This window comes from Lapillicoccus sp. (assembly GCF_025353065.1).
Lineage (GTDB): Bacteria > Actinomycetota > Actinomycetes > Actinomycetales > Dermatophilaceae > Lapillicoccus.
In genome coordinates this window covers 21,884-44,466 of record NZ_JANXRJ010000002.1, presented here as the reverse complement: position 1 = coordinate 44,466, position 22,583 = coordinate 21,884, and the positions used below count along the sequence as shown (strand labels likewise).

The following is a 22,583-nucleotide window of genomic DNA, read 5'->3' as shown; positions in this document are numbered from 1 at the left end:
CTGCCGGCGGCCGCGTCGCCACCGGCGGCGCCGTCACCAAGTCGGCAGCACGTGCCCGAGGACTGGGTCGCCTCGACCACCGCCCCCTTCGGTGAGACATCACTCGGACTGAGCACCCTGCCCGACGGCCGCACCCTGCGCGCCCACGTCGAGGACTCCCCGACCGACTGGCTGGGCCCCCACCACCTTGCGGCCTTCGGGGCCGACACGATGCTCCTCGTCAAGCTCCTGCACGCCGGACAGCGGCTGCCCGTCCACGCCCATCCCGACGGCGAGTTCGCGGCCCGGCACCTCGGCCGGGCGCACGGCAAGGTCGAGGCGTGGCACATCCTCGTCGGTGGTGAGGTCTTCCTCGGGCTGCGCCGTCCGGTCACGAGGACCGCGCTGCTCGACCTCGTCGACCAGCAGGACGTCGAGGCGCTGCTCGACCTGCTGCACCGACGGGTGGTCCATCCGGGCGACACCGTCTACGTCCCGGCCGGGACCCTGCACGCCATCGGCGCCGGCCTGCTCCTCGTCGAGCTCCAGCAGCCGGAGGACCTGTCGATCCTCTGCGAGTGGCGCGGGTTCGACCTCGCGGGCGCCACTGACGGACACCTCGGCCTGGGCTTCCGCACCGCTCTCGAGGCCGTCGACGACACGGTCCTCGACCCGGCCGCGGTGGACGACCTCACCCGGTCCGACCCGTCCCTCGGCCTCCTCCCGGCACGGTCCGCGCCCTACTTCCGCGCCGAGCGACACGCCGTGTCGTCACCCCTATCGCTCGACCGGGGCTTGCTGGTCATGGCCGTCCTGTCCGGGACGATCTCCCTCCGGTCCGGCGCCGTCCGCAGCGAGTCCGCCGACCCGATGGACCTTCCCGCCGGGAGCACGACGGTCGTCCCATGGGCGGCCGGTCCGCTCCTCGTCCGCGGCGCCGGCGAGATCCTCGTATGCCGCCCTCCGCTCGCGCGGTGAGTGGGTCCGACGGCGCCCGATTGGATAGTGTCCGAGTCGGCGCCCGGGTCGGCCGCGGCGGCCCCGGCACCCGGACGCGACAGGAGGACACCATGGCCGCCCAGCAGCCCAAGCGGCCGACCATGAACGACGTGGCCCGCGACGCGGACGTCAGCCTCAAGACCGTCTCCCGCGTGGTCAACCGGATGACGACGGTCGACCCCGCGATGACCGACCGGGTCCTCGTCTCGATCCGCCGCCTGGGCTACCGGCGCAACGACGTCGCGGCCACCCTCCGGACCGGCACCGAGACGCGCACCATCGGGCTGATCACCGCAGACCTCCAGAACGCGTTCTACACCCCCATCGCCGCCGCCATCGCATCGGCGGCCCGCGCCCGCGACTTCCACCTCATCACCGCGAGCTCGGAGGAGAGCCCCGACCTCGAGAAGGCCACCGTGCTCGACCTCTTCCAGCGCCGGGTCAGCGGGCTGGTCATCGTCCCGTCGGGCGACAACCACCGCTACCTCCGGACAGAGGTCAAGATGGGGACCCCGGTGGTCTTCGTCGACCGTCCCGGCGGCGGGCTGCGCGCCGACGCCGTCCTGCTCGACAACGCGGGCGGAGCGGCCGCGGCGGTGGACGAGCTGCTCGCCGCGGGACACACCCGCATCGCCGTCCTGCTCGACTCCCTCGAGATCTACACGATGCGCGAACGGCACGCCGGGGTGCAGGTGGCCCTCGAGCGGGCGGGGGTCGCCCTGGACCCGGCGCTCGTGGGGCATCGCCTCCACACCCCCGACGACGCGGCCGCGGCCGTGGCGACGATGCTCGACCTCCGCCGCCCACCCACGGCCGTGCTGTGCGGCAACAACCGCAGCCTCATCGGTGCCGTCGACCAGGTCTGGCGCCGGCGCAGCGACGTCGCGGTCGTCGGATTCGACGACTTCGAGACCTCCCGGCTGCTGCCGATGCCCGTGCGGATCGTGAACTACGACGCCGCCGAGCTCGGTCGCATCGCCGCCGAGCGGGCCTTCGCGCGGCTCGACGGAGACACCTCCGCGGCCCGGACGATCCTGCTCCCCACCGAGCTCGTGTCCAGGGGCGGCTTTGCCCGCTGACCCCCGGCTGGCCCGGATGTCGTTGCCGCAGAAGGCTTCCCTGACCTCGGGAAGCGGGATGTGGCACACCCAGGGCATCAGGACCGCGGAGGGCAACGACGACCTGGTCCCGCGGCTGCTGCTGACCGACGGACCGCACGGCCTGCGGAAGCAGGTCGAGGGGAGCGACCCCCTCGCCCTCGACAACGGCATACGCGCCACCTGCTTCCCGCCTGCCGTGACCCTGGGGTCGACGTGGAACCCCGCGCTCGTGGAGCGCGTCGGGGCGGCGATCGGCCGGGAGGCGCGCGCCGAGCAGGTCGCCGTGGTCCTCGGGCCGGGCGTCAACATCAAGCGGTCGCTCCTGTGCGGCCGCAACTTCGAGTACCTCTCCGAGGACCCCGTCCTCGCCGGCCGGATCGGTGCCGCCCTCGTCCGCGGCATCCAGTCGATCGGCGTGGGGGCCTCGCTCAAGCACTCCGCGGCCAACAACCAGGAGACCGACCGCCTCCGGGTCAGTGCCGACATCGACGAGCGCACCCTGCGCGAGATCTATCTCGCGGCCTTCGAGCACGTCGTCACGCACGCCGCACCGTGGACGGTGATGTGTGCCTACAACCGCGTCAACGGTACGTATGCCAGTGAGCACCACGAGCTGCTGACGCGGATCCTGAGGCAGGAGTGGGGTTTTGACGGGTTGGTGATGTCGGACTGGGGTGCCGTCGACGACCGCGTCCGGGCTCTGACGGCCGGGCTCGACCTCGAGATGCCCCCGACGCACACGGACGCGGCTGTCGTCGACGCGGTCCTGGCCGGGACGCTCGACGAGGAGGTGGTCGACCGGGCCGCCGGGCGGTTGCTGGCCCTGGTCGACCGCACCCGCGCCGAGTCCCGGCACCCGACCTCGACCCCGGTCGCCCTCGACGCCCACCACCAGCTGGCCCGGGCAGCGGCGGCCGACGGAGCCGTCCTGCTCAAGAACGACGACGGCCTGCTCCCCCTCTCACCGACGGCGCCGCAGACCATCGCGCTGATCGGGCCGTTCGCCGCTGTGCCGCGCTACCAGGGGTCCGGCAGCTCGCGCGTCACCCCGACCCGGGTCGACGGGCCCCTCGACGCGATCCGGGCCCTCGTGGGCGCCGCGGTCATCGTCGAGACGGTGCCCGATGACGGTGCCGACACCGACACCGACACCGACACCGACACCGTCGCCCTCGCGGCCCGGGCCGACGTCACGGTGCTCTTTCTCGGACTCCCGGACGAGGCGGAGTCCGAGGGCTTCGACCGCACCGACATCGTGCTGCCGGTCGACCAGCTGCGGCTGCTCGACCGGGTGGCCGCCGTCACCGACCGGCTCGTCGTGGTGCTCGCCAACGGCGGCGTGGTCTCGGTCGCGGAGTGGCAGGACCGCGCGAGCGCCGTCCTCGAGCTGTGGCTGCCCGGTCAGGCGGGCGGGCTGGCCGTCGCGGACCTGCTCTTCGGACGGACCAACCCGTCCGGCCGGCTCACCGAGACCATCCCGCTCCGGCTCGAGGACTCCCCCGCCTACCTCCACTTCCCCGGCGCCGAGGGGACCGTCACCTATGGCGAGGGCCTCTACGTCGGCTACCGCTACTACGACACGCTCCACGTCCCGGTGGCCTACCCGTTCGGGCACGGGCTCAGCTACACGACCTTCGAGCACACCGACCTCGAGGTCCACCTGGACGGCACCACCACACTGGTGGCGGTGACCGTGACCAACACCGGACCCGTCGCCGGCGCCGAGGTCGTGCAGGTCTACGTCCGCGCGCACGGCACCGTCGGGCGCCCTCGCCACGTGCTCGGCGGCTTCGCCAAGCTGTCGCTCGAGCCCGGCGCCGGCGAGCGCGTGACGATCCCCCTCGACGCGCGCTCCTTCGCCTACTGGTCGGCCCGCGAGCACCGGTGGCGCGTCGAGGCGGGCGAGGCCGTGATCGAGGTCGGCGCCTCCTCCCGGGACCTCCGGCTCACGACGACGATCACGGTGCCGGTCGACGGTCACCCTCCGGTCCTTACGCCCCTGTCGACCGTGGGTGAGGCCCTGGAGCACCCCGAGGCCGGGCCGCTGCTGGCGCGTCCCGGCGGGCCGATCGCCACCATGCTGGCCGACGACACCCTCGACCCCGGCCACCATGCGATGCTCCGCTCGGTCCCGCTCTCGCGGGTGGCCGCGTTCGACCCGGCTATCGACGTCGAGCGGTTGCGCGCCCTTCTGGCGCCGCCGACGGAGCCGCGGATCGGCTGAACGGGTGACGCACGGATCGAACAGGTGTTCGATATCCTGTCCGGGTGACCGACCTGCCGCGCCGCGCGCTCCGGCAGCCGCGCAGCCTCGTCCCCGAGCAGTATGCCGCCGCGGCGATCACGCCCGCGCCCACCCAGATCACGGTCTCCGCCTGGGTGGTCTGGGAGGACGGCGTCGAGGAGCTCGTCGAGGGCCAGGCGGTCGCGTGGACCACCCGGGCCGTCCGGGTGCGGTGGGGCGTCCCCCCGCACCTCTTCGAGACCTGGGTCTGGGCCGGCGCGGTCAGCCGGCACTGACCCGCGTCAGACGGTGAAGACGATCTTGCCGAAGACCTCGCCGGCCGCCATCTTGGCGAAGCCGTCCCGCGCGTCCGCAAGGGGCATGGTGCTGTCGATGACCGGCGTGATGCCCTGCTCGGTCACGAAGGTCGCCAGCCGCTCGAGCTCGTGCCGCGTGCCCATGGTGGAGCCGATGACCCGCAGCTGCTTGAAGAAGATCTTGGTCAGCTCGGCCTTCGCGGGCGCATCACCCGAGGTGGCGCCGGAGATGACGATGGTGCCGCCGGGGTTGAGCGCGTTGACCGAGTGCGACCACGTCGCCGCGCCGACGGTCTCCATGACCGCGTCGACCCGCTCGGGCAGCCGCGCCCCCGACGCGAAGGCGCGATCGGCGCCGATCTCGAGCGCCTTGGCGCCCTTGGCCTCGTCACGCGAGGTGACCCACATCCGGTAGCCGGCGGCCGAGCCGAGCTGGACCAGGGCCGTCGCGACCCCCCCGCCGGCGCCCTGGACGAGCACGGTCGAGCCCGGCGAGACGCCCGCGTTGGTGAACAGCATCCGGTATGCCGTGAGCCACGCCGTCGAGAGGCAGGCGGCGGTCTCCCAGGACATCCCCTCGGGCTTCGGCACGAGGTTGGAGGTCGGCACAGCGACCTGCTGCGCGATCGTGCCGTCGTGGATCTCGGAGAGCAGCGAGCGCCTGGGGTCCATCGTCTCGTCGCCCCTCCAGCCGTCGCTGGTGACGACGGCGTGCACGATGACCTCGTTGCCGTCGGGGTCGACCCCCGCGCCGTCGCAGCCGAGGATCATCGGGGTCCTCTCGACCGGGAGGCCGACACCCTTGAGCGACCACACGTCGTGGTGGTTGAGCCCAGCAGCCTTGAGCGAGACCGTGGTCCACCCGGGTCGCGCCTCCGGCTCCGGACGCTCAGCCACCTCGAGGGCGCTCAGCGGGTCGTCGGGACTGATCCTGGCAGCGTAGGCAGCGAGCATCTCCTCACCCTACGACCCGGGTCAGGCGCGAGCACGCACACCCACAGCACCGTCAGGCAGGCGGTCCGGCTCGGCGACGAGGTCGGGCAGCACGGTCATGGCCGGCCCCGCCGGAATCACGGCATGGATCGCGGGCGTCACGGTGCCCGCCATCCCGAACCGCATCTTCTTGGTGTATTCGAGGCCGTCCTCGATGAGCATCCGGTTGGTGCGGATCAGGTCGGAGATGATCCCGAGCATGACCGAGAGGAAGGCGATGAGGATGCCGGCCACCCCGAGCAGCAGCGACTGCAGGTGGTTGCCACCGCGGTCGGTGAACTGCAGCACGGCATACCGGACGAAGGGCGCGATGCCGAGGACGAAGAAGATCGCGGCGAGGGCTCCGAAGATCGCGTAGGGCTTGTACATGATGTAGGCCCGGATGATCGCCATGGCGGACTTGGCGACGTGCTCCCTGGTCGACCTGAACAGCCGGGACTCCCGCGTCTTGGGGTTGGTCACGACCGGGATGCTGACGATCCTCAGCTTCTTCACGCCCGCCTGGATGATCGTCTCCATGCAGTAGCTGAAGCGGGTGATGGTGTTGAGCAGCATGAGGGACTCGCGCGAGTAGGCGCGGAACCCGCTGGCCGCATCGGGCAGGTCGGTGCCGGCCGCGCGGTTCACCACGCTGCTGCCGAACTTCTGGAGGGCGATCTTCGTCCGCGAAAAGTGCTCGACGAGGTGCACCTGCCGGTCGGCGATGACGATGTCGGCCGTGCCGCTCACGATCGGCTGGACGAGGTCGCTGATGCGCTCCTGGGGGTACTGGTTGTCGCCGTCGGTGTTCACGACGATGTCGGCCCCGAGCTCCAGCGCGCGCTGCACCCCGTCATGGAAGGACCGCCCGAGGCCCCGGTTGCGGGCGTGCCGGACGAACTCCGTCACGCCGTGCTCGCGCGCCACCTCGACCGTGCGGTCGGTGGACCCGTCGTCGATGATGAGCACGATGATCTCGTCGATGCCGGGGATCGCCTTCGGGATCGTCGACAGCACGAGGGCGAGCGTCTCCTCCTCGTTGAGGCAGGGGACCTGGACGACCAGCTTCACGGAGCGACCTTTCTGGAGGGCACCTCGAGGATACGTGTCGCGGCGTGTCGCACCCTAGTCCAGAGCCGGATCGGCGAGCCGGTGCCGCCCCACTCGTAGGATCCTCCCCGTGACGCACACCCTCTCTGTCATCGGCACCGGCTACCTCGGGGCGGTCCACGCGGCCTGCATGACCCAGATGGGTCACACGGTGGTCGCGGTCGACACCGACGCCGACAAGGTCGCGGGCCTGGCCGCGGGCCGGGCCCCGCTCTTCGAACCGGGACTCGACGAGCTCCTCGCGGCGACCCTGGCGACCGGTCGGCTCACCTTCACGACCGACGTGTCGGCGGTGGCGGACTGCGACGTCCACTTCATCTGCGTCGGCACGCCCCAGCGACGCGGTGAGTATGCCGCCGACACCCGCTACGTCTTCGCCGCGCTCGAGGCGATCGCCCCGCACCTGCGCGCCGGTTCGCTCGTGGTCGGCAAGTCGACGGTGCCGGTCGGGACGGCCCACGCCCTGACCGAGCTGCTGCGCGAGCTGACGGGCCGGCGGTTGGCCGGTGCCGCGGCCCGGCTGGCCTGGAACCCCGAGTTCCTGCGGGAGGGGTTCGCCATCAAGGACACGATGTCGCCGGACCGGCTCGTCTACGGTGTCGAGGGCGACGCGAAGGAGGCCGACATCGCCCTCCTCGACGAGGTGTATGCCGTGCCCCTCGCCGCCGGGACACCCCGGCTCGTCGTCGACCTGCCGACCGCCGAGCTGGTCAAGGTGGCGGCCAACGCCTTCCTCGCCACGAAGATCTCCTTCATCAACGCCATGGCCGAGGTCTGTGAGGCTGCGGGCGCCGACGTCGTGCACCTCGCCGACGCCATCGGGATGGACGACCGGATCGGCCGGAAGTTCCTCGGGGCCGGGATCGGCTTCGGCGGGGGCTGCCTGCCCAAGGACATCCGCGCCTTCATGGCCCGCGCGGGGGAGCTCGGCGCCGACCAGGCGCTGACGTTCCTGCGCGAGGTCGACGCCATCAACGACCGGCGACGGGTCCGCATGGTCGACATGGCCCGGGAGCAGTGCGGCGGGACCCTGCGCCACAAGAGGGTGGCCGTCCTGGGCGCCGCCTTCAAGCCCGACAGCGATGACGTGCGCAACTCCCCCGCGCTCGACATCGCCGCGGCGGCCCAGCAGGCCGGGGCGACGGTCGTCATCCACGACCCCAAGGCCATCCCGGCCGCTCGCCTCGCCCGTCCGACGCTGACCTACGCCGAAGCGGTCGAGGACGCGCTGACGGGCGCCGACGTCGTGCTGCACCTGACGGAGTGGTCCGACTACCGGGACCTCGACCCTGCACGACTGACCGCACTGGTCGCCTCCCCGAGCATCATCGACGGGCGCAACTCCCTCGATCCCGCGGTGTGGCGCGCGGCGGGGTGGGTCTACCGCGCCCTCGGCCGACCGCACGCCTGAGGGCACCTCCCTCCGCCCGCCCTTCCTCCCGCCCTTCCTCCCGACCGAGGGACCACCGAGCCACTAGGCTGTGACGGTGGATTCCCCGGAGATTGCGCGCGTCGAGGCCGCCGGAGGGGGGCAGCAGGCCCCGGTCTGCGAGCTGACCATCGTGCTTCCCTGCCTCAACGAGGCCGAGACGCTCGCCGTGTGCATCCGCAAGGCGCGTCGCTCCTTGAGCCGCCTCGGCATCGGGGGCGAAATCATCGTGGCCGACAACGGCTCGACGGACGGTTCCCAGCAGATCGCCTGCGACGAGGGCGCCCGGGTGGTCCCCGTCTCGACACGGGGCTACGGGGCCGCCCTGCGTGGGGGGATCGAGGAGGCCCGGGGCGAGTTCGTTTTGATGGCCGACGCCGACGACAGCTACGCGCTGGACGACATCGGCGCCTTCGTGGAGGCCCTGCGCGCGGGCGCCGACCTCGTCATGGGCAACCGGTTCCTGGGCGGCATCGAGCCCGGCGCGATGCCCGCACTGCACCGCTACCTGGGCAACCCCGTGCTCTCCCGGATCGGGAGGCTGTTCTTCCACATCCCCGTCGGCGACTTCCACTGCGGGATGAGGGCGTTCCGGCGGGACGCCGTCCTCGCGCTCGGCCCCCGGACGGACGGTATGGAGTTCGCCAGCGAGATGGTCGTGCGGGCCTCGTTGGCACGGCTGACGATCGTCGAGGTGCCGACCACCCTCCGTCCGGACGGCCGGACCCGCGCACCGCACCTGCGCACCTGGCGGGACGGCTGGCGCCACCTGCGCTTCCTGCTGGCCTTCAGCCCCCGCTGGCTCATGGTCTATCCCGGGCTGGTCCTGCTCGTGCTCGGCGCTCTGGGGCTGGTCTGGCTCTCCTTCGGCACCCTGACCGTGGGCGGCGTGTCGTTCAGCGTCCACACGATGCTGGCCTGCGGGACCGCCTTCATGGTCGGCGCCCAGACCCTCGGGCTGGCCATCGTCTCCCGCTCCTACGCCACGCACCTCGATCTGCTGCCGTCCCAGGCCGGTCTCGAACGGGCCCTCCAGCGAGTCACCCTGGAGCACGGCCTCGGGGTCGGCCTGCTCAGCGTCCTGACCGGGACCGCGGCCTTCGTCGTGGCCATCGCGCACTGGGGAAGTGTCGGTTTCGGCGCGCTGGACCCGACCAGCACGATGCGCCTGCCGATCTGGGGCATGGTGCTGATCGTCTGCGGGTTCGAGCTGATCCTCGTCAGCTTCACGATGAGCCTGACGACGATCGGGAGGCCCTGACCGGGTCGGGCGGCTCCTGTCGGCGCCGGTCCGCGATCATCTCCACCGCGGCGGCGCAGCCCACGACGACAGCGCCGACGAAGAGGAACCGGCCGGCCAGCTGGTAGCGGGCGATCGAGGCGTTGTAGTCCGCTGCCGTGATGACCGCCAGCAGCACCGTCCGCACGGCGAGACCGACCGCCAGCGCCAGCCCGAGGACGAGCAGGGGTGAGCGCGGCCAGCGCAGCCGCCACCAGCCCCGCAGGCCGGCGACGACCGCGATGACCGCGAGCACGACGAGCAACGGCCCGTAGACGGCGCCCAGGACGTCGAGACGCCAGGTCGTCGCGCGGAACCGCGCCTGCTGGGAGGAGGCGGCCGCCTCGTCGGCGGGCACTCCGGCCACGAGCGCCGCGACGCCGGCGCGGGTGACCTGACGGCTGGCCCCACGTGTCGTCCCCTGGTCGAGCAGACCCTTTCCGGTGAGCACCGAGGAGGTCATGGTGGCGGCGACCCGGGTCACCGTCCCCAGCGGAGCCCGCTGCAGCGACTGCAGCGACGCCGGGAGGCGTGGCGCGCAGGCCAGCACCCCGCTGTCGCACCCCGCGTTGATCTCGGCGTCGAGCCGGGCGAAGTAGTCCTGCGCCTCCGCCGCGGACGAGAACTTGCCGGCGTGGGCCGCCGCGTCGCGGATCGCCCAGACCGTCTGAGCCCCGCTCAGGACCTTGGGGGCGAAAGCCGGGTTGGCCGGCCGTTCGAGGAAGGACTCGATCTCGCGGGCGGCGGGGCTGACCCGGTAGACGGCGAGGCGCTGGGCCGTGGTGAGCGGGACGTAGTGCGTCGTCGAGCCACCACCGACCCTCGTCCAGTCCGCGTAGGCAGCCGGGTAGGACCCCTCCGCCGTCTCGACGGTGATCGCCACGCCGTAGTGCTCCGCGTTGAGGGCGCGCACCACGAGGAGCGGCGCGGCGAACGTGCCGCCGACGAGCGCCAGTGCGCAGCCATACCGTGCCATCGTCCTCAGCCGCACCCGGTGACCCTCGGCGCGGGCCCACAGCAACGGCGTCCCCACGACGATGACCGCGATGCCGGGCAGGATCGCGGCACCCTCCTCCCGGCACAGCCAGTAGACGCCTCCGGAGACCCCGGCGAGGACCGCGGCGCCGGCCCAGGCCCACCACCGCCGCCTCGTCAGGGCGAGCTGGAGGGCGAGGAAGACCGCTGCGACGAAGAGGAGCCCGAGCGAGCCCTGCCAGTTGTCGCGGATGAGCTCCGCGCTCTGGGAGTCGAAGCTCACCGGGTCGAGCGCGACGATCACGTATGCCGCGGTGGACGTGGCGAGCCGTCCCGTCGTGAACCAGACGGCCAGCGCCAGAACGGCTGCGGCGAGCAGGTAGGTCAGCTGTTCGCCGACCTTGAGCTCCCACCCGAGGTCGTGCATGAGCGCGATGAACACGGGGTAGGCCGGGCCCTTCGACAGGGTCAGGCTGTCGTAGGGACCGAGCCAGTCCCCGTTGGCGATCGAGCCCGCACTGCGCAGGAACAGCACGTCGTCCAGCGCCGAGAGGCCGTAGGGGATGGGCACGGACCGACGCAGGACGACGCTCGTCAGGGACGCGAGCAGGACGACGATCCCGCAACCGACCCTGGACACGACCCGCCGTCTGCTCGACCCGCCCAGCCGCCGCACGATCAGCACGATGGGGGGAGACCCCTCCTCGTGGACCGTGGGGTGACCCGGCGACTCATCCGACCGGGACCCGGCCGACGGCGAACACGGACTGGCCGAAGGGGGCCCGGTGCGTCTTCTCCCACCGCCTCGCCAGGGGGACCACGGCGCGGTCCCACACCGAGAGCAGTGGACCCTCACCGGGGGTCATCCGGAGCAGGCGCATCCCGACGAACCACGCGGCGAGCCCGGGCATGTTGACGTAGGTCGCGTGGACGTCCTCGAGCCCGGCACTCGTGAAGGCCTGCGTCAGGGTTGTGGTGGTGTAGCGGCGGACGTGACCGACGGAGCGGTCGAAGCGGCTCATCGCGAACTCGAAGGCCGGCACGAACATCACGACGGCGCCACCCGGGCGGACCAGCGTGTGGGCTGCGCGGAGGGCCTCGACGTCCGCGTCGATGTGCTCCAGGACGTTGAACGCGACGTAGGCGCTGTGGCGACCGCTCGGCGGCCGGAAGACGTCGATCGAGGAGACCGTGACGCGCGGGTCGTCGGCAAACCGGGCCGAGAGGACCGCGAGGCGACTCGCGTCGACCTCGGTCACGGTGATGGACGGGAGGCCCTGGTCGAGCCAGGTCTGTGCGTAGTCGCCCAACCCGCTGCCGAGCTCGAGCGGGGAGTCGCCGAGATGGGGCTGGGCCAGCGCGGTCAGCCACCGGTGGTAGTTCACGGCCGAGGCGACCGACTCGAGGGTCTGGGTCTGCAGCGCCGAGTCGCCCGACGCCGTCACGCCCTCCGGGGGTACGAACTGGTCCATGCTCACCTCGTCGCTCGCGTCGCGCCCGATGGCACCCTGGACGCGCTTGGTCGGCCCCTCCGCCGAAGCACGGGCTGTCGTCGAGGAGAGTACCGCGCCGCTCGTGCCTCGAGCGGCGGACGCGCGACCGGTCGAGTCCCGTGGTGTCAGGGAGTGGGGGATCGGCCGTCTCGGGTGGGTTCGGCCCCGTGCACGACCCGGGTGACCCGCCGGGAGAGCTGGAAGCGGGCCCAGAGGCCGACGCGCAGGGCGAGCCGCACGGGCGCCCACCTCGGACCGGCATACCGGCGGCTGAGGTAGCGGTAGGCGCTGTCGTGGTGCGCCTTCGACGAGCCGACCAGGTCGAGCGAGGTCGATGCCCCCCCGTGGTGGCGGACGACCGCGGAGGGCGCGTAGACGTTGTCCCAGCCGGCCCGGCCGATCCGCTCGCACAGGTCGGTGTCCTCGAAGTACATGAAGTAGCTCTCGTCGAACCCCCCAACCGCCTCGAAGGCCTCCCGGCGCACGAGCAGGCACGCACCCGAGAGCCAGCCGGTGGTCTCCTCGCGCGGATCGCCGCGCTCGCGGCGGTAGGACGCCGTCCACGGGTTGGTCGGCCACAGCCACCCGAAGAGCGCGTGCCCGATGCCCCGGCCCAGCGACGGGAGCTCGCGGGCGGAGGGGTAGAGCCGGCCGTCGGGCGTGAGGATGCGGGGCCCGAGCACGCCGGCGCGCGGCCACCGGCCCGCGACCCGGAACAGCTCGTCGAGGGCCCCGGGATCGATGGTCAGGTCGGAGTTGGCGATGAGGACCCACGGCTCGTCCGACGCGCGCACACCGACGTTGGCCCCGCCGCCGTAGCCGAGGTTGCGGCCGGTCTCCACCAGCGTGAGGTCCGGCTGGGCCCGGGCCCACTCCACCGTCCCGTCGGTCGAGCCGTTGTCCACGACGGTGACCGCGACGGCGGCGGTGCTCGCCGGCCCGAGGGACTCCACGAAGTGGGGCAGGAAGTCACCGGCGAACCACGTCACCACGACGACCCGCAGCACGGGCCTCACCCCATCGCTCACCGGGTCGCCGCTCACGGGGTCGCCGCTCCCCTGGACACCGCTCACCTGGACACCACCGCCTCGTAGATCTCGAGGTGGCCGCGCGCCGTGGCCTCCCACGTGTAGGTCGCGGCCCGGGCGATTCCCTTCCTGCTCAGCAGCTCTCGCCGTTCAGGGTCGTCGAGGAGGGCGGACAGTGCCGCCGAGACGTCCACCGCGTCGGGGGTCTCGGCGTAGGCGACGGCCTCGCCGCCGACCTCCGGCAGGGAGAGCCGACGGGTCGTGAGGACCGCGGCCCCGCACGCCATCGCTTCGAGGACGGGCAGCCCGAAGCCCTCGCCGAACGCCGGGTAGGCCACGACCTCGGCCCCCCCGAGCAGCGCCGGCACGAGGCCGTCGGGGACGAATCCCGTTCGCACGAAACGGAGCCCGGCCGGGACGGCCGCGAGCGCGGCGTCGATGCCGTCGTCCCAGCCCCGCCCGCCGGCGAGGACGAGCACGGGCGCGTCGTCCCGACCGCGTGAGCTGGCGACCCAGGCCTTCACGAGCGCCGGGACGTTCTTGCGCGGCTCGAGGGTGCCCAGGAAGGCGACGTAGGGCGTGTCCTCGGGCAGGTCCAGCCACCGCCGCACGGCCGACACCTCGGCGTGCGTCGGCGGTCGGAACCGGTCGTGGTCGACACCGTGCGGGACGACGCCGATGCGGGCCGGGTCGACGCCGGTGTGGGCGACGACCTCCTCCCTGGTCGCGATGCTGGGCACGATGAGCGCGTCGGCCTCGCGGGCGGAGACGCGGGTCCAGGTGGTGAAGAAGCGGCGCTTCGCCGCCAGGTGCATCTCGGGCAGCGAGAAGAAGGTCGCGTCGTGCAGCGTGACGACCTGCGCCGTCGGGGTCGCCGCGCTCCCCCTGACCAGCCGGGCGAGCGGCCGGTGGAGTCGCGCCCCCAGCCGCATGGCCAGCGGCATCGTGTAGTGCGGGGAGTGGAGGACGTCGGGCCGCAGGCGGCGGACGACGCCGGGCAGCCCCACCTGCTCCCACGCGAGTCGGGCCGGGGTGCCGGACGCCCAGCCCGGCGCGAGGTGGACGTGCTCGGGACCCAGCACCGCGGCATACCGGGCCCGGTCGCGCGCCTGCGCCGTGACGTGGACCTGCGCGCCGAGCCCGGGGAGGCGGGTCACGAGCTCGTCGACGTAACGTCCGACGCCTCCGCGGTCGGCGGGAAGGGCGGTGGCGTCGACGAGGACGGTGGTCATGAGGGCGGCGGGGTCTCCGGGTGTCGCGGGGTGTCGCAAGGGCGGTGTGCGTGGGGCAGGGTTCGTCCACCGGACCGCCGGTGTGCCCGGCGGGAGCGCGGAGCGCCGAGCCTATCGGGCCGCCGTCGGCCGGGAGGCAAGGGCGCGACCGCGCCGGGGTGTCCTGCGGCGGCGCGTCCACCCGCGGCTGCCGCCCCACGGGCGCCCCGGCTGGCGGTATATTCGCCGACGCCCTCCCTCGGCGCCGGCGACCGCAGACCACCCTGACGGTCGCCGCGACAACCGGCAGTGACGACCGCAGACCTAAGGACCCGATGACACCCGACGGGAGCACGACCGCCACGACGACCCCGGGGGCGGCGCCGGTCCTGACGGCCGTCCAGCTCCGGCGTCTGACCTACCTGCCGATCTTCGACTTCAGCGCCGGCCACGGGCTCGAGATCGGTCCCCTGGCCTCGCCGATCGCCGACCCGGCGAGCGCCGACGTCCAGTTCGTCGACATCATCGACCGGGACGAGCTGGTGGCCCACTTCGAGGGCGATCCGGCCGTCGACTGCGACGAGATCCCCGAGATCCACTACTGGCTCAAGGGTCCCGACGGGATCCGCACGCTGAGCGAGGCCGTCGCCCCCGGCGCACCCTTCGACTGGGTCGTCGCCGCCCACGTCGTCGAGCACATCCCCGACCTCGTCAGCTGGTTCGCCGAGCTCGCCTCTGTCCTGCGCGGCGGGGGGCACGTCGTGCTCACCGTCCCGGACCGCCGCTTCAGCTTCGACATCCTCCGTCCGGGCACCACGACCGGTCAGGTCCTGGCCGCCCACGCGTCAGCCGATGTCGTGCCGTCCCCCCGGGCCGCCTTCGACCACTTCCGTAGCCACGTCGCCTTCGGTGCGGACCGGGCCTGGGAGGGTCAGGTCCCCACCACCGAGGCCCGGACCTACTCGCTCGAGGACGCACGCGAGATGGCCCAGCGCGCGACCGAGGGCGAATACATCGACTCCCACGTGTGGACCTTCACCCCCTCCTCCTTCGTCGAGCAGATCGACGAGCTCGGGCTGCTGGGGATGATCGACTTCACCATCGTCGACATCGTGCCGACGCGACGCAACGAGCTCGAGTTCCATGTCGTCCTCGAGCGGCTCACCACCGATGGCGATCCCGCCGCGCGAGAGGAGCGGCGGCGCGCAGGCATCGAGCGAGCAAGGACGGCGTTGCCCCGAGAGGGCTTCCCGAATGCCGTCGGCGAGGCCCCACGGCCGCACCTCGCGGACCTGAACCTCACGCTCGAGGAGCTGCAGGAGGTGGCGTCGAGGCTCCGCGAGGAGGCCGCGAGCCTCCGCGAGGACGTGGCCGCACGCGACGACGAGCTGCACCGACTGCGCACGGCCCACCACGACGTGCTGGCCTCCCGACGCTGGATGGTCGGCGGGATGGTGGCCGCCCCGGTCGTCGCCCTCAGGAGGCGGCTGCGCCGCTCGTCACCCGGCTGACGACCCGGGCGCTGGGACGGGTCCCGATACACTCCTGCCTGATCCGAAGCACCTGACCGACACCCCAAAGGACCTTGACCTCCGTGAGCGAGACGACGGCGACAACCGGCTCGTCGGTGGGCGGCACCACCGCCACCGACTACAGCGAGCACTACTACCGTCACTACTCCGACAGCGAGGAGCCCTACGCCTGGAGCAGCCCCGGCTGGCGCGCCTTCTTCACCGGCGTCGCCGCCCGGGTGATCGCCGCCACGGGTCCGGTCGGGTCGGTGCTCGACGTGGGGTGCGCCAAGGGTCTGCTCGTCCAGGGCTTCCTCGTCGCCGGGAGCACCGACGCCGAGGGTTTCGACCTGTCGGAGACGGCCATCGCCGAGGCCGACCCCGAGGTGCGCGACCGGGTGAGGGTGGCCAGCGCCACCGTCCCCTTCGGACGTCGCTACGACCTCGTGACCTGCATCGAGGTGCTCGAGCACCTGTCGCCGCCCGACGCGGCGACGACGATCGAGAACATCTGCGCCGCGACCGACCGCGTGGTCCTCTCCTCCACCCCCGGCGACTTCGACGAGCCGACCCACGTCAACGTCCACCCCGTGGCCGACTGGGCCGCCGAGTTCGCGGCTCGCGGGTTCTACCGCCGCACCGACGTCGACCTGTCCTTCCTCTCTCCGTGGGCCGTCTACGTCGAGAAGGCGCCGCTCCGGACCCGGGACGTCGTCCACCGCTACGAGGCCGCGATGTATCCCTTGCGGCAGGAGGTCGCGGTCAAGCGCGACACCCTGCTCGACATGCACCGCCAGCTCGGCGAGCTCGAGGACGGCGCCGTCGTGGCGGACCTGCGCCACCAGCTGCTCATCCTGCGCGACCACGCCATCGGCGCCGAGGCGACGGTGGGCACGGCCCGCGCCGAGCTCGCCCGGGTCGCGGCGGAGAACGGCGCGCTCAAGCAGGAGGTGCATCAGCTGCTGGACACGCTCCGGGAGTATGCCGATGAGCTGGAGGCCGTCCGCGCCTCGCTGCGGTGGCGCGTCGGGGGCACGCTGATGTCCCCGATGGCCGCGGTGAAGCGGCAGGTCCGCCGGTGACCGCCGGGTCGACCGCGCCGCTCTTCTCGATCATCACGCCGGTCTACGAGCCCGGCCTCGACGTCCTCTCCGACACCATCGCGTCGGTTCGGGCGCAGACCTTCCCCGACTGGGAGTGGATCCTCGTCGACGACTGCTCCCCATCGCCCCAGGTCCGCGAGACGATCCGCCGAGCGGCCGCCCAGGACAGGCGGATCCGGCTCGTCGAGCGCGAGACCAACGGTCACATCGTGGCCGCCTCCAACGACGCGCTCGCCGTGGCCACCGGGGAGTTCGTGGTCCTGCTCGACCACGACGACCTGCTCCACGAGGAGGCCCTGGCGAAGGTGGCGCAGATGGTCCTGCGCACCGACGACGTCGACTACCTCTACACCGACGAGGACAAGGTCGACGACGAGGGCACTCACTACGACGAGTTCTTCAAGCCCGGGTGGTCGCCGGAGCGGCTGCTCGGCCAGATGTATACCTGCCACCTCTCCGTGGTCCGGCGCACGCTGATGGTCGACCTGGGGGGCTTCCGGACCGGCTTCGACGGCTCGCAGGACCACGACCTCGTCCTGCGGGTCACCGAGCGGGCCCGCCGGATCGTGCACATCCCCGAGATCCTCTACCACTGGCGGGTGGTGCCCGGGTCGACCGCTGGCAACGCGCAGGCCAAGCCCTATGCCGCGACGGCCGGGATGAGGGCCGTCCAGGAGAGCCTCGAGCGGCGGGGGATCGACGGGCGGGCCCGGACCTCACCGCTCGCGCTCGGCCACTACCTCGTCGACCGTCGGCTCGCCCCCGGGACCTCGGTCAGCATCGTCATCCCGACCCGGGGACAGGACGGGATCGTCTGGGGTGAGCGCCGGACGTTCGTCACCGAGACCGTGCGGACGGCCCTGGAGCACACCTCCCACGCCGACCTCGAGGTGGTCGTCGTCTACGACGACCCCACTCCCGCCGACGTGCTCGACGACCTGCGGCGGATCGCCGGGTCACGGCTGGTCCTCGTGCCCTATCACCGCGCCTTCAACTTCAGCGAGAAGATCAACGTCGGGGTGGTCCACTCGCGCGGGTCCCGGGTGGTCCTGCTCAACGACGACGTCCACGTCATCAGCGACGGGTGGCTCGAGCAGCTCGTCGGGCCGCTGGACGAGCCGGACGTCGGCATGACCGGCGCGAAGCTCTACTTCGGCGACGGCACCATCCAGCACGCCGGTCACCGCTACACCGAGGGACAGTTCACCCACCCCTATCTCGGCGTCCCGGGCACCGACCCCGGCCGGCTGGGCGACCTCGCCATCAGCCGCGAGGTGTCCGGGGTGACGGCGGCCTGCTCGGCGTTGCGCCGCAGCGTCTTCGACGAGATCGGCGGCCTGAGCGAGTCCCTGCCGGTCAACTTCAACGACGTCGACCTGTCCTACAAGGTCCGGCACGCCGGGCTGCGCATCGTCTGGGTCGCCGGCTGCGAGCTCTACCACTTCGAGTCGCGGACCCGTCCGCGCACCATCGAGTCCTGGGAGCACCTCGACACCATGGCGCGCTGGGGCCGACCCGGACGGGACGACTACCTGCCCGTGCTCTGAGTCCCACCCCGAGACCCTCGGGGACGGCGGTCACCGGCGACGTGCGCGTAGGTCTCCCAGAGCAGCTCGCCGGTCCGTGCGGCCGAGAAGTCCTGCGCGCGGCGGCGTCCCGCAGCCGCCAGGGCCTCCCGCCGGCCCGGCGCGACGGCTTCGGCGAGCTGCTCCGCCAGAGTGTGGACGTCGCCCACCGGGGCGACCAGCGGGACGCCCGCCCCCACCTCGAGCAGCGCGGGGTCGTCGCTCGTGACGACCGGCACGCCCAGGGTCATGGCCTCGAGCACCGGCAGGCCGAAGCCCTCGGCGAGGCTGGGGACGGCGACAGCCGCAGCGGCGGCATACAGGGCTGCCAGCGTGGCCTCGTCCACCCGCCCCAGTACGCGGACGCGGGACGCGACCCCGGCCCGCGCCGCGAGGTCGTCCACCCGGATGTCGCCCCAGCCCCTCGGACCCACGACGACGAGGTCCGGCACCCGCGGCCCGGCCTCCCGGAGCGCCGCGACGAGGACGTCGAGGCCCTTGCGCGGCTCGGCCGTGCCGACGAAGAGCAGGTAGGGCTCGGCCACCCCGACGGCCAGCCGGTATGCCGCCGCGTCCGCCGGAACGTCGAGGGGCCAGACCGGCGGGGGCACGGTGCGCACCGGGGCGGTGGGTGAGACGAGCCGGCGCACCTGCTCGGCCACCGCCTCGGTCGGGGTGAGGACGAGGTCGGCCCGGCGCGCGGCCCGCTGGGCCATCCGTCGGTGGAAGGCCACCCCGCGGGGAGTGAGCGTCTCCGGGTGGGTCCACGGGACGACGTCGTGGATGGTCACGACGAGCGCGGACTCGCGGCGCACCGGGGGGAACAGCAGGGTCGGCGCGTGGATGACCTCGGCGTCCGGGGCCCGTGGCGGGAGGCCCCGGTCCCACAGCCGGGCCAGGAGGCGGTAGGGCAGCCTGCTGCTCGCGACGGGGAAGACCTTGAACCGGGCGTGCGAGGGCTGGGTGGCGGCCAGCGTGCGCAGCAGCTCGCTCGTGTAGCGGCCGGTGCCTCCGGGCACCGGCGCCGACAGCTGGGTGCCCACGACCACGACGGACAGCTCGGACAGCTCGGACAGCTCGGCCACCATGGCGGCATGGTGTCACGTCGGATCGTGGAGAGCCGGCGGGCGGGCCAGGCCGTGGATGTCGCAGATGCCGAAGGGCACCGGTCCAGCCGGTATCGTGAGGGCTCCCCCTCGAGAGGATCTCCATGAGTGTCGTCAGCCGGCGACGGTCCGACCAGTCGCGGCTCCGGACACAGCTGATCAAGCAGCTCGTCCGCAAGGACCTGAAGATCAAGTACCAGGGGTCGACCCTCGGTTTCGCCTGGTCCCTCGCCAACCCGCTGCTGATGCTGGTGGTCTACACCATCGTCTTCACGGTCGTCTTCAAGAACACCGTGAGCTTCTTCGGCTTCTTCCTGCTGTCGGGCCTGCTCATCTGGAACTTCTTCCAGATGAGCGTCATGGGAGCCGCGACGTCGATCACCGGCAACGCGGGCCTGGTGAAGAAGGTGCCCTTCCCGCACATCGCCCTGCCGCTGTCCTCGATCGGGTTCGCCGGGGTCCAGGTCGCTCTCCAGTACCTCGTGCTCATCGTCGCGATGAGCGTCGCGGGGTTGGCCCCGATCCGGCCCGAGCTGCTCCTGCTCGTCCCCGCGCTCGTCGTCGTCGTCACGCTGACCCTCGGTCTCTCGCTGTTGGTCGCGGCGACGACCGTGCGCTACAAGGACACCCAGCACATCCTCGAGATCCTCATGTTCGCCTGGGTCTGGGCCTCGGGCGTCATCTACACCCCGAGCCTGGTGCGTGACCGGCTCGGCAGCGGCCTCAAGCTCGACGTCTACTACCTCAACCCGATGGCCGGGGTGACCGCTACCTTCCAACGCGCCTTCTACGGCCAGCTCTACGGCACGGACGGCAAGCTCATCCTGGCCAGCGACTCGGTGTGGTTCTACCTCAAGGTCCTCGGGCTCGGCTTCGTCGTGTCCCTGGTCGTCCTCGCCATCGGGGCGATGCAGTTCCGTCGCCAGTCCGCCGACTTCGCCGAGGATCTCTGACGTGACCTCCACCCCGCTGAGCGATGACGCTCCCGTCCTCATCCGCGCCCAGGGCGTCGGCAAGCGGTTCACCCGTTTCCACCGTCGCGCGACCAGTCTCAAGGAGCGCGTCGTCCGGCGCGAGCAGGGCAGCCGCGACGACTTCTGGGCCCTGCGAGACGTCGACATCGAGGTCCGCCGCGGCGAGACGGTCGGGCTGATGGGCCCCAACGGCTCCGGCAAGTCGACCCTGCTCAAGGTGCTCTCCGGCATCCTGCGCGAGACCGAGGGATCCGTGGAGATCCACGGCCGGGTGGCCTCGCTGCTCGAGCTGGGGGCCGGTTTCGACGGCGAGCTCACCGGGCGCGAGAACGTCTACCTCAACTCGGCCCTCCTCGGGGTCCCGAAGGCCGACACCGACGCCCTCTTCTACGAGATCGTGGCCTTCAGCGAGCTGGGCGAGTTCATCGACAACCCGGTGAAGCACTACTCCTCGGGGATGTATGTCCGGCTGGGCTTCTCGGTCGCCGTGCACGTCGATCCGGACATCCTCATCGTCGACGAGGTGCTCGCCGTCGGCGACGCGGCCTTCCAGAAGAAGTGCCTCGACCGCATCCAGGACTTCCAGCGGCAGGGCAAGACGATCCTCTTCGTCTCGCACTCCTCCGGGCTCATCGAGGCGCTCTGCACCCGGGCCGTCGTGCTCGGGCACGGCCGGGTCATCTTCGACGGCTCGACCCGTGAGGGCACGGACCGGCTCAACGAGCTCATGGGCGTCGACCGGGTCAACCGGGTCGACGCGGGCTACGCGAAGATCGCCGCGGTGGCCGTGGTCGACCCGAGCACCAACGAGACCCCCGAGAGCTTCACCACGGGTGGCGAGGCGATGCTGATGGCCGACATCGACTGGATCAACACCGACACCCTGGACGGCAACGACGTCGTCGCCGAGCTCCAGCTGATGGCCGGCTCCGGCGAGGTGGTCGTGATCGTCGACCCGCAGCCGTTCCACGTCCCGGCGGAGGAGATCCGGGCGGGCACGACCTCGTCGCTGAGGTGGCGGCTGCGCGCGCTCCCCGAGATCCTCGGTGACGTCACCCTCACCCTCACCATCCGGCACGGCGACGTCCTCATCGCCAGCGCCAACCTCCCGGGCTTCCGGGTCCGGGCCACGCAGTCCCTCACGACGGACGGCGAGGCCCGCTTCCTCACCCGCGACGAGCTGGCGGCCATCGGTCGGACGTCCGTCCAGAGCGTCGACGCTTGACCGACGACCCGCCGCGCGAGCAGCGCGAAGTCACGGTCGTCGTCATCACCTGGGAGGCCCGCGACCTCGTGCTCCGCTGCCTGACCGCCCTCGCCGCCCAGACGACCCCGGCGGCGCGGGTCCGCCTGCACGTCGTCGACAACGCCTCGCACGACGGCACGGCGGAGGCCGTCGCGCGCGACTTCCCGGAGGCGACGCTGCAGGTCCTGCCGACGAACACCGGTTTCGCGGGCGGCTGCTCGGCCGCCCTCGCGCAGATCGCGTCCGAGTGGGTGGTGCTCGTCAACAACGACGCCGTCGTCGCCCCCGACTTCCTCGAGCGGATGCTCGCCGAGCGGCACGACCACCCCCAGACGGCGGCCTGGACCGCGCGGGTGCTGCTCGCGGCCGACGTCGAGGGGACGGCCCGGGTCAACTCGACCGGCGTTGTCGTCCACCGCGACGGCAACGGCGCCGACCGCGACTACCTCGTGCCGGCCGACGCCCCCGGCCCCCCCGCCGAGGTCTTCGGCTTCTGTGGGGCCGCGGTGCTGCTCCGGGCGTCCGCCGTCCGGGCGGTGGGCGGCTTCGACGCGGCATACTTCCTCTACTACGAGGACACCGACCTGTCGTGGCGGCTGCGCCTCGGCGGCTGGGACGTGCGCTACGTCCACGGGGCCGTCGTCCACCACGAGCACGGTGCCTCGTCGGGCATCGGCAGCCCGCGGTTCCGCTACTACAACGAGCGCAACCGCCTGACCACGCTCCTCAAGGACGCGCCCTGGGGCGCCGTCCTGCCCGTCGTACTGCGGCACCCGGTGATGTCGGCGGTCCGGATCGCCCGTGGCGGCCCGGAGCGTGCGGTGGGGATGACCCGCCTGCGCGCGTTTGCCGGGTTCCTCCGGATGGCGCCGCGCACCGTCGCGCAGCGGCGCGGCATGCCCCCCGCGATGCGCGCCCGCCGGCGCGAGGTGGCCCGGCTGCTGGTCAGCCCCTCCGGCTGA

The 22,583-nt window shown here is 72.3% G+C and carries 19 protein-coding genes; 12 read left to right on the top strand and 7 right to left on the bottom strand.

The features are described from left to right. The 4 genes from Q0R63_RS00215 to Q0R63_RS00200 form a co-directional block, all read left to right on the top strand. Window positions 1-957: class I mannose-6-phosphate isomerase (locus Q0R63_RS00215; protein ID WP_295692266.1), on the top strand; the 957-nt coding region annotated here is incomplete at its 5' end. 92 nt (window positions 958-1,049) lie between these two features. Next, window positions 1,050-2,057, top strand: a complete 1,008-nt coding sequence (locus tag Q0R63_RS00210; RefSeq protein ID WP_295692263.1) for a LacI family DNA-binding transcriptional regulator — start codon at window positions 1,050-1,052, stop codon at window positions 2,055-2,057. Beyond that, window positions 2,047-4,302 carry a glycoside hydrolase family 3 C-terminal domain-containing protein gene (locus Q0R63_RS00205; RefSeq protein ID WP_295692260.1) on the top strand — a complete coding sequence of 752 codons (2,256 nt, stop codon included), beginning with the start codon at window positions 2,047-2,049 and terminating at the stop codon, window positions 4,300-4,302. The genes Q0R63_RS00210 and Q0R63_RS00205 overlap by 11 nt, the downstream gene beginning before the upstream one ends. A 44-nt stretch (window positions 4,303-4,346) precedes the next feature. Continuing rightward, complete coding sequence (locus Q0R63_RS00200) at window positions 4,347-4,598, top strand: hypothetical protein (RefSeq protein WP_295692258.1); 252 nt, start codon at window positions 4,347-4,349, stop codon at window positions 4,596-4,598. Window positions 4,599-4,604: 6 nt separating this feature from the next. Here the strand turns inward: Q0R63_RS00200 and Q0R63_RS00195 are convergent, their stop codons facing one another. Continuing rightward, window positions 4,605-5,573, bottom strand: coding sequence for a zinc-binding dehydrogenase (locus tag Q0R63_RS00195; protein WP_295692255.1), 969 nt, complete (start codon window positions 5,571-5,573; stop codon window positions 4,605-4,607). 21 nt (window positions 5,574-5,594) lie between these two features. Beyond that, a complete protein-coding gene (locus tag Q0R63_RS00190; protein ID WP_295692252.1) occupies window positions 5,595-6,662 on the bottom strand; it encodes a glycosyltransferase family 2 protein in 1,068 nt (355 codons plus the stop codon). Window positions 6,663-6,771: 109 nt separating this feature from the next. On the opposite strand from Q0R63_RS00190, the gene Q0R63_RS00185 reads away from it, so the two are divergent. Further along, window positions 6,772-8,112, top strand: a complete 1,341-nt coding sequence (locus Q0R63_RS00185; RefSeq protein ID WP_295692250.1) for a UDP-glucose/GDP-mannose dehydrogenase family protein — start codon at window positions 6,772-6,774, stop codon at window positions 8,110-8,112. 76 nt (window positions 8,113-8,188) lie between these two features. Then, window positions 8,189-9,391, top strand: a complete 1,203-nt coding sequence (locus Q0R63_RS00180) for a glycosyltransferase family 2 protein (protein ID WP_295692247.1) — start codon at window positions 8,189-8,191, stop codon at window positions 9,389-9,391. Here the strand turns inward: Q0R63_RS00180 and Q0R63_RS00175 are convergent. The 4 genes from Q0R63_RS00175 to Q0R63_RS00160 all read right to left on the bottom strand — a co-directional run bounded on the left by Q0R63_RS00175 (window position 9,357) and on the right by Q0R63_RS00160 (window position 14,137). Continuing rightward, the gene (locus Q0R63_RS00175; protein ID WP_295692245.1) at window positions 9,357-11,024 is read right to left on the bottom strand and encodes a hypothetical protein; all 1,668 of its coding nucleotides are present in this window, start codon (window positions 11,022-11,024) and stop codon (window positions 9,357-9,359) included. The genes Q0R63_RS00180 and Q0R63_RS00175 overlap by 35 nt on opposite strands. 91 nt (window positions 11,025-11,115) lie before the next feature. Further along, window positions 11,116-11,856 (bottom strand): class I SAM-dependent methyltransferase, encoded by a 741-nt coding sequence (locus Q0R63_RS00170; protein ID WP_295692243.1) that lies wholly within the window; start codon window positions 11,854-11,856, stop codon window positions 11,116-11,118. A gap of 146 nt (window positions 11,857-12,002) precedes the next feature. Further along, on the bottom strand, window positions 12,003-12,950 hold the full coding sequence (locus Q0R63_RS00165) for a glycosyltransferase family 2 protein (RefSeq protein ID WP_295692241.1): 948 nt from the start codon (window positions 12,948-12,950) through the stop codon (window positions 12,003-12,005). Continuing rightward, window positions 12,947-14,137, bottom strand: coding sequence for a glycosyltransferase family 1 protein (locus tag Q0R63_RS00160; protein ID WP_295692238.1), 1,191 nt, complete (start codon window positions 14,135-14,137; stop codon window positions 12,947-12,949). Before Q0R63_RS00160 ends, Q0R63_RS00165 begins: the two co-directional genes overlap by 4 nt. 314 nt (window positions 14,138-14,451) lie before the next feature. On the opposite strand from Q0R63_RS00160, the gene Q0R63_RS00155 reads away from it, so the two are divergent. The 3 genes from Q0R63_RS00155 (at window position 14,452) to Q0R63_RS00145 (ending at window position 18,277) form a co-directional block, all read left to right on the top strand. Then, complete coding sequence (locus Q0R63_RS00155) at window positions 14,452-15,627, top strand: methyltransferase domain-containing protein (protein ID WP_295692236.1); 1,176 nt, start codon at window positions 14,452-14,454, stop codon at window positions 15,625-15,627. A gap of 83 nt (window positions 15,628-15,710) precedes the next feature. Next, entirely contained in the window at window positions 15,711-16,709 is a 999-nt protein-coding gene (locus Q0R63_RS00150; protein WP_295692233.1) for a class I SAM-dependent methyltransferase, read from the top strand. Further along, window positions 16,706-18,277, top strand: coding sequence for a glycosyltransferase (locus tag Q0R63_RS00145; protein ID WP_295692231.1), 1,572 nt, complete (start codon window positions 16,706-16,708; stop codon window positions 18,275-18,277). Before Q0R63_RS00150 ends, Q0R63_RS00145 begins: the two co-directional genes overlap by 4 nt. On the opposite strand, the gene Q0R63_RS00140 is transcribed toward Q0R63_RS00145, so the two are convergent. Then, window positions 18,259-19,383, bottom strand: coding sequence for a glycosyltransferase (locus tag Q0R63_RS00140; protein WP_295692229.1), 1,125 nt, complete (start codon window positions 19,381-19,383; stop codon window positions 18,259-18,261). The two genes, Q0R63_RS00145 and Q0R63_RS00140, sit on opposite strands and share 19 nt — an antisense overlap. A gap of 122 nt (window positions 19,384-19,505) precedes the next feature. Here Q0R63_RS00140 and Q0R63_RS00135 point away from each other — a divergent pair, with 122 nt between their 5' ends. The 3 genes from Q0R63_RS00135 to Q0R63_RS00125 are packed head-to-tail and all read left to right on the top strand — an operon-like array spanning window position 19,506 to window position 22,583. Next, window positions 19,506-20,354 carry an ABC transporter permease gene (locus Q0R63_RS00135; protein ID WP_295692227.1) on the top strand — a complete coding sequence of 283 codons (849 nt, stop codon included), beginning with the start codon at window positions 19,506-19,508 and terminating at the stop codon, window positions 20,352-20,354. A 1-nt stretch (window position 20,355) separates the two neighbouring features. After that, the gene (locus tag Q0R63_RS00130) at window positions 20,356-21,600 is read left to right on the top strand and encodes an ABC transporter ATP-binding protein (RefSeq protein WP_295692224.1); all 1,245 of its coding nucleotides are present in this window, start codon (window positions 20,356-20,358) and stop codon (window positions 21,598-21,600) included. Continuing rightward, complete coding sequence (locus Q0R63_RS00125) at window positions 21,597-22,583, top strand: glycosyltransferase family 2 protein (protein ID WP_295692221.1); 987 nt, start codon at window positions 21,597-21,599, stop codon at window positions 22,581-22,583. The genes Q0R63_RS00130 and Q0R63_RS00125 overlap by 4 nt, the downstream gene beginning before the upstream one ends.

Bases quoted from the DNA above. Each gene is read 5' to 3' on its own strand.
- Q0R63_RS00195 (WP_295692255.1), bottom strand. From the start codon at position 5,573: ATGCTCGCTGCCTACGCTGCCAGGATCAGTCCCGACGACCCGCTGAGC.
- Q0R63_RS00155 (WP_295692236.1), top strand. From the start codon at position 14,452: ATGACACCCGACGGGAGCACGACCGCCACGACGACCCCGGGGGCGGCG.
- Q0R63_RS00135 (WP_295692227.1), top strand. From the start codon at position 19,506: ATGAGTGTCGTCAGCCGGCGACGGTCCGACCAGTCGCGGCTCCGGACA.
- Q0R63_RS00170 (WP_295692243.1), bottom strand. From the start codon at position 11,856: ATGGACCAGTTCGTACCCCCGGAGGGCGTGACGGCGTCGGGCGACTCG.
- Q0R63_RS00160 (WP_295692238.1), bottom strand. From the start codon at position 14,137: ATGACCACCGTCCTCGTCGACGCCACCGCCCTTCCCGCCGACCGCGGA.
- Q0R63_RS00210 (WP_295692263.1), top strand. From the start codon at position 1,050: ATGGCCGCCCAGCAGCCCAAGCGGCCGACCATGAACGACGTGGCCCGC.
- Q0R63_RS00140 (WP_295692229.1), bottom strand. From the start codon at position 19,383: ATGGTGGCCGAGCTGTCCGAGCTGTCCGAGCTGTCCGTCGTGGTCGTG.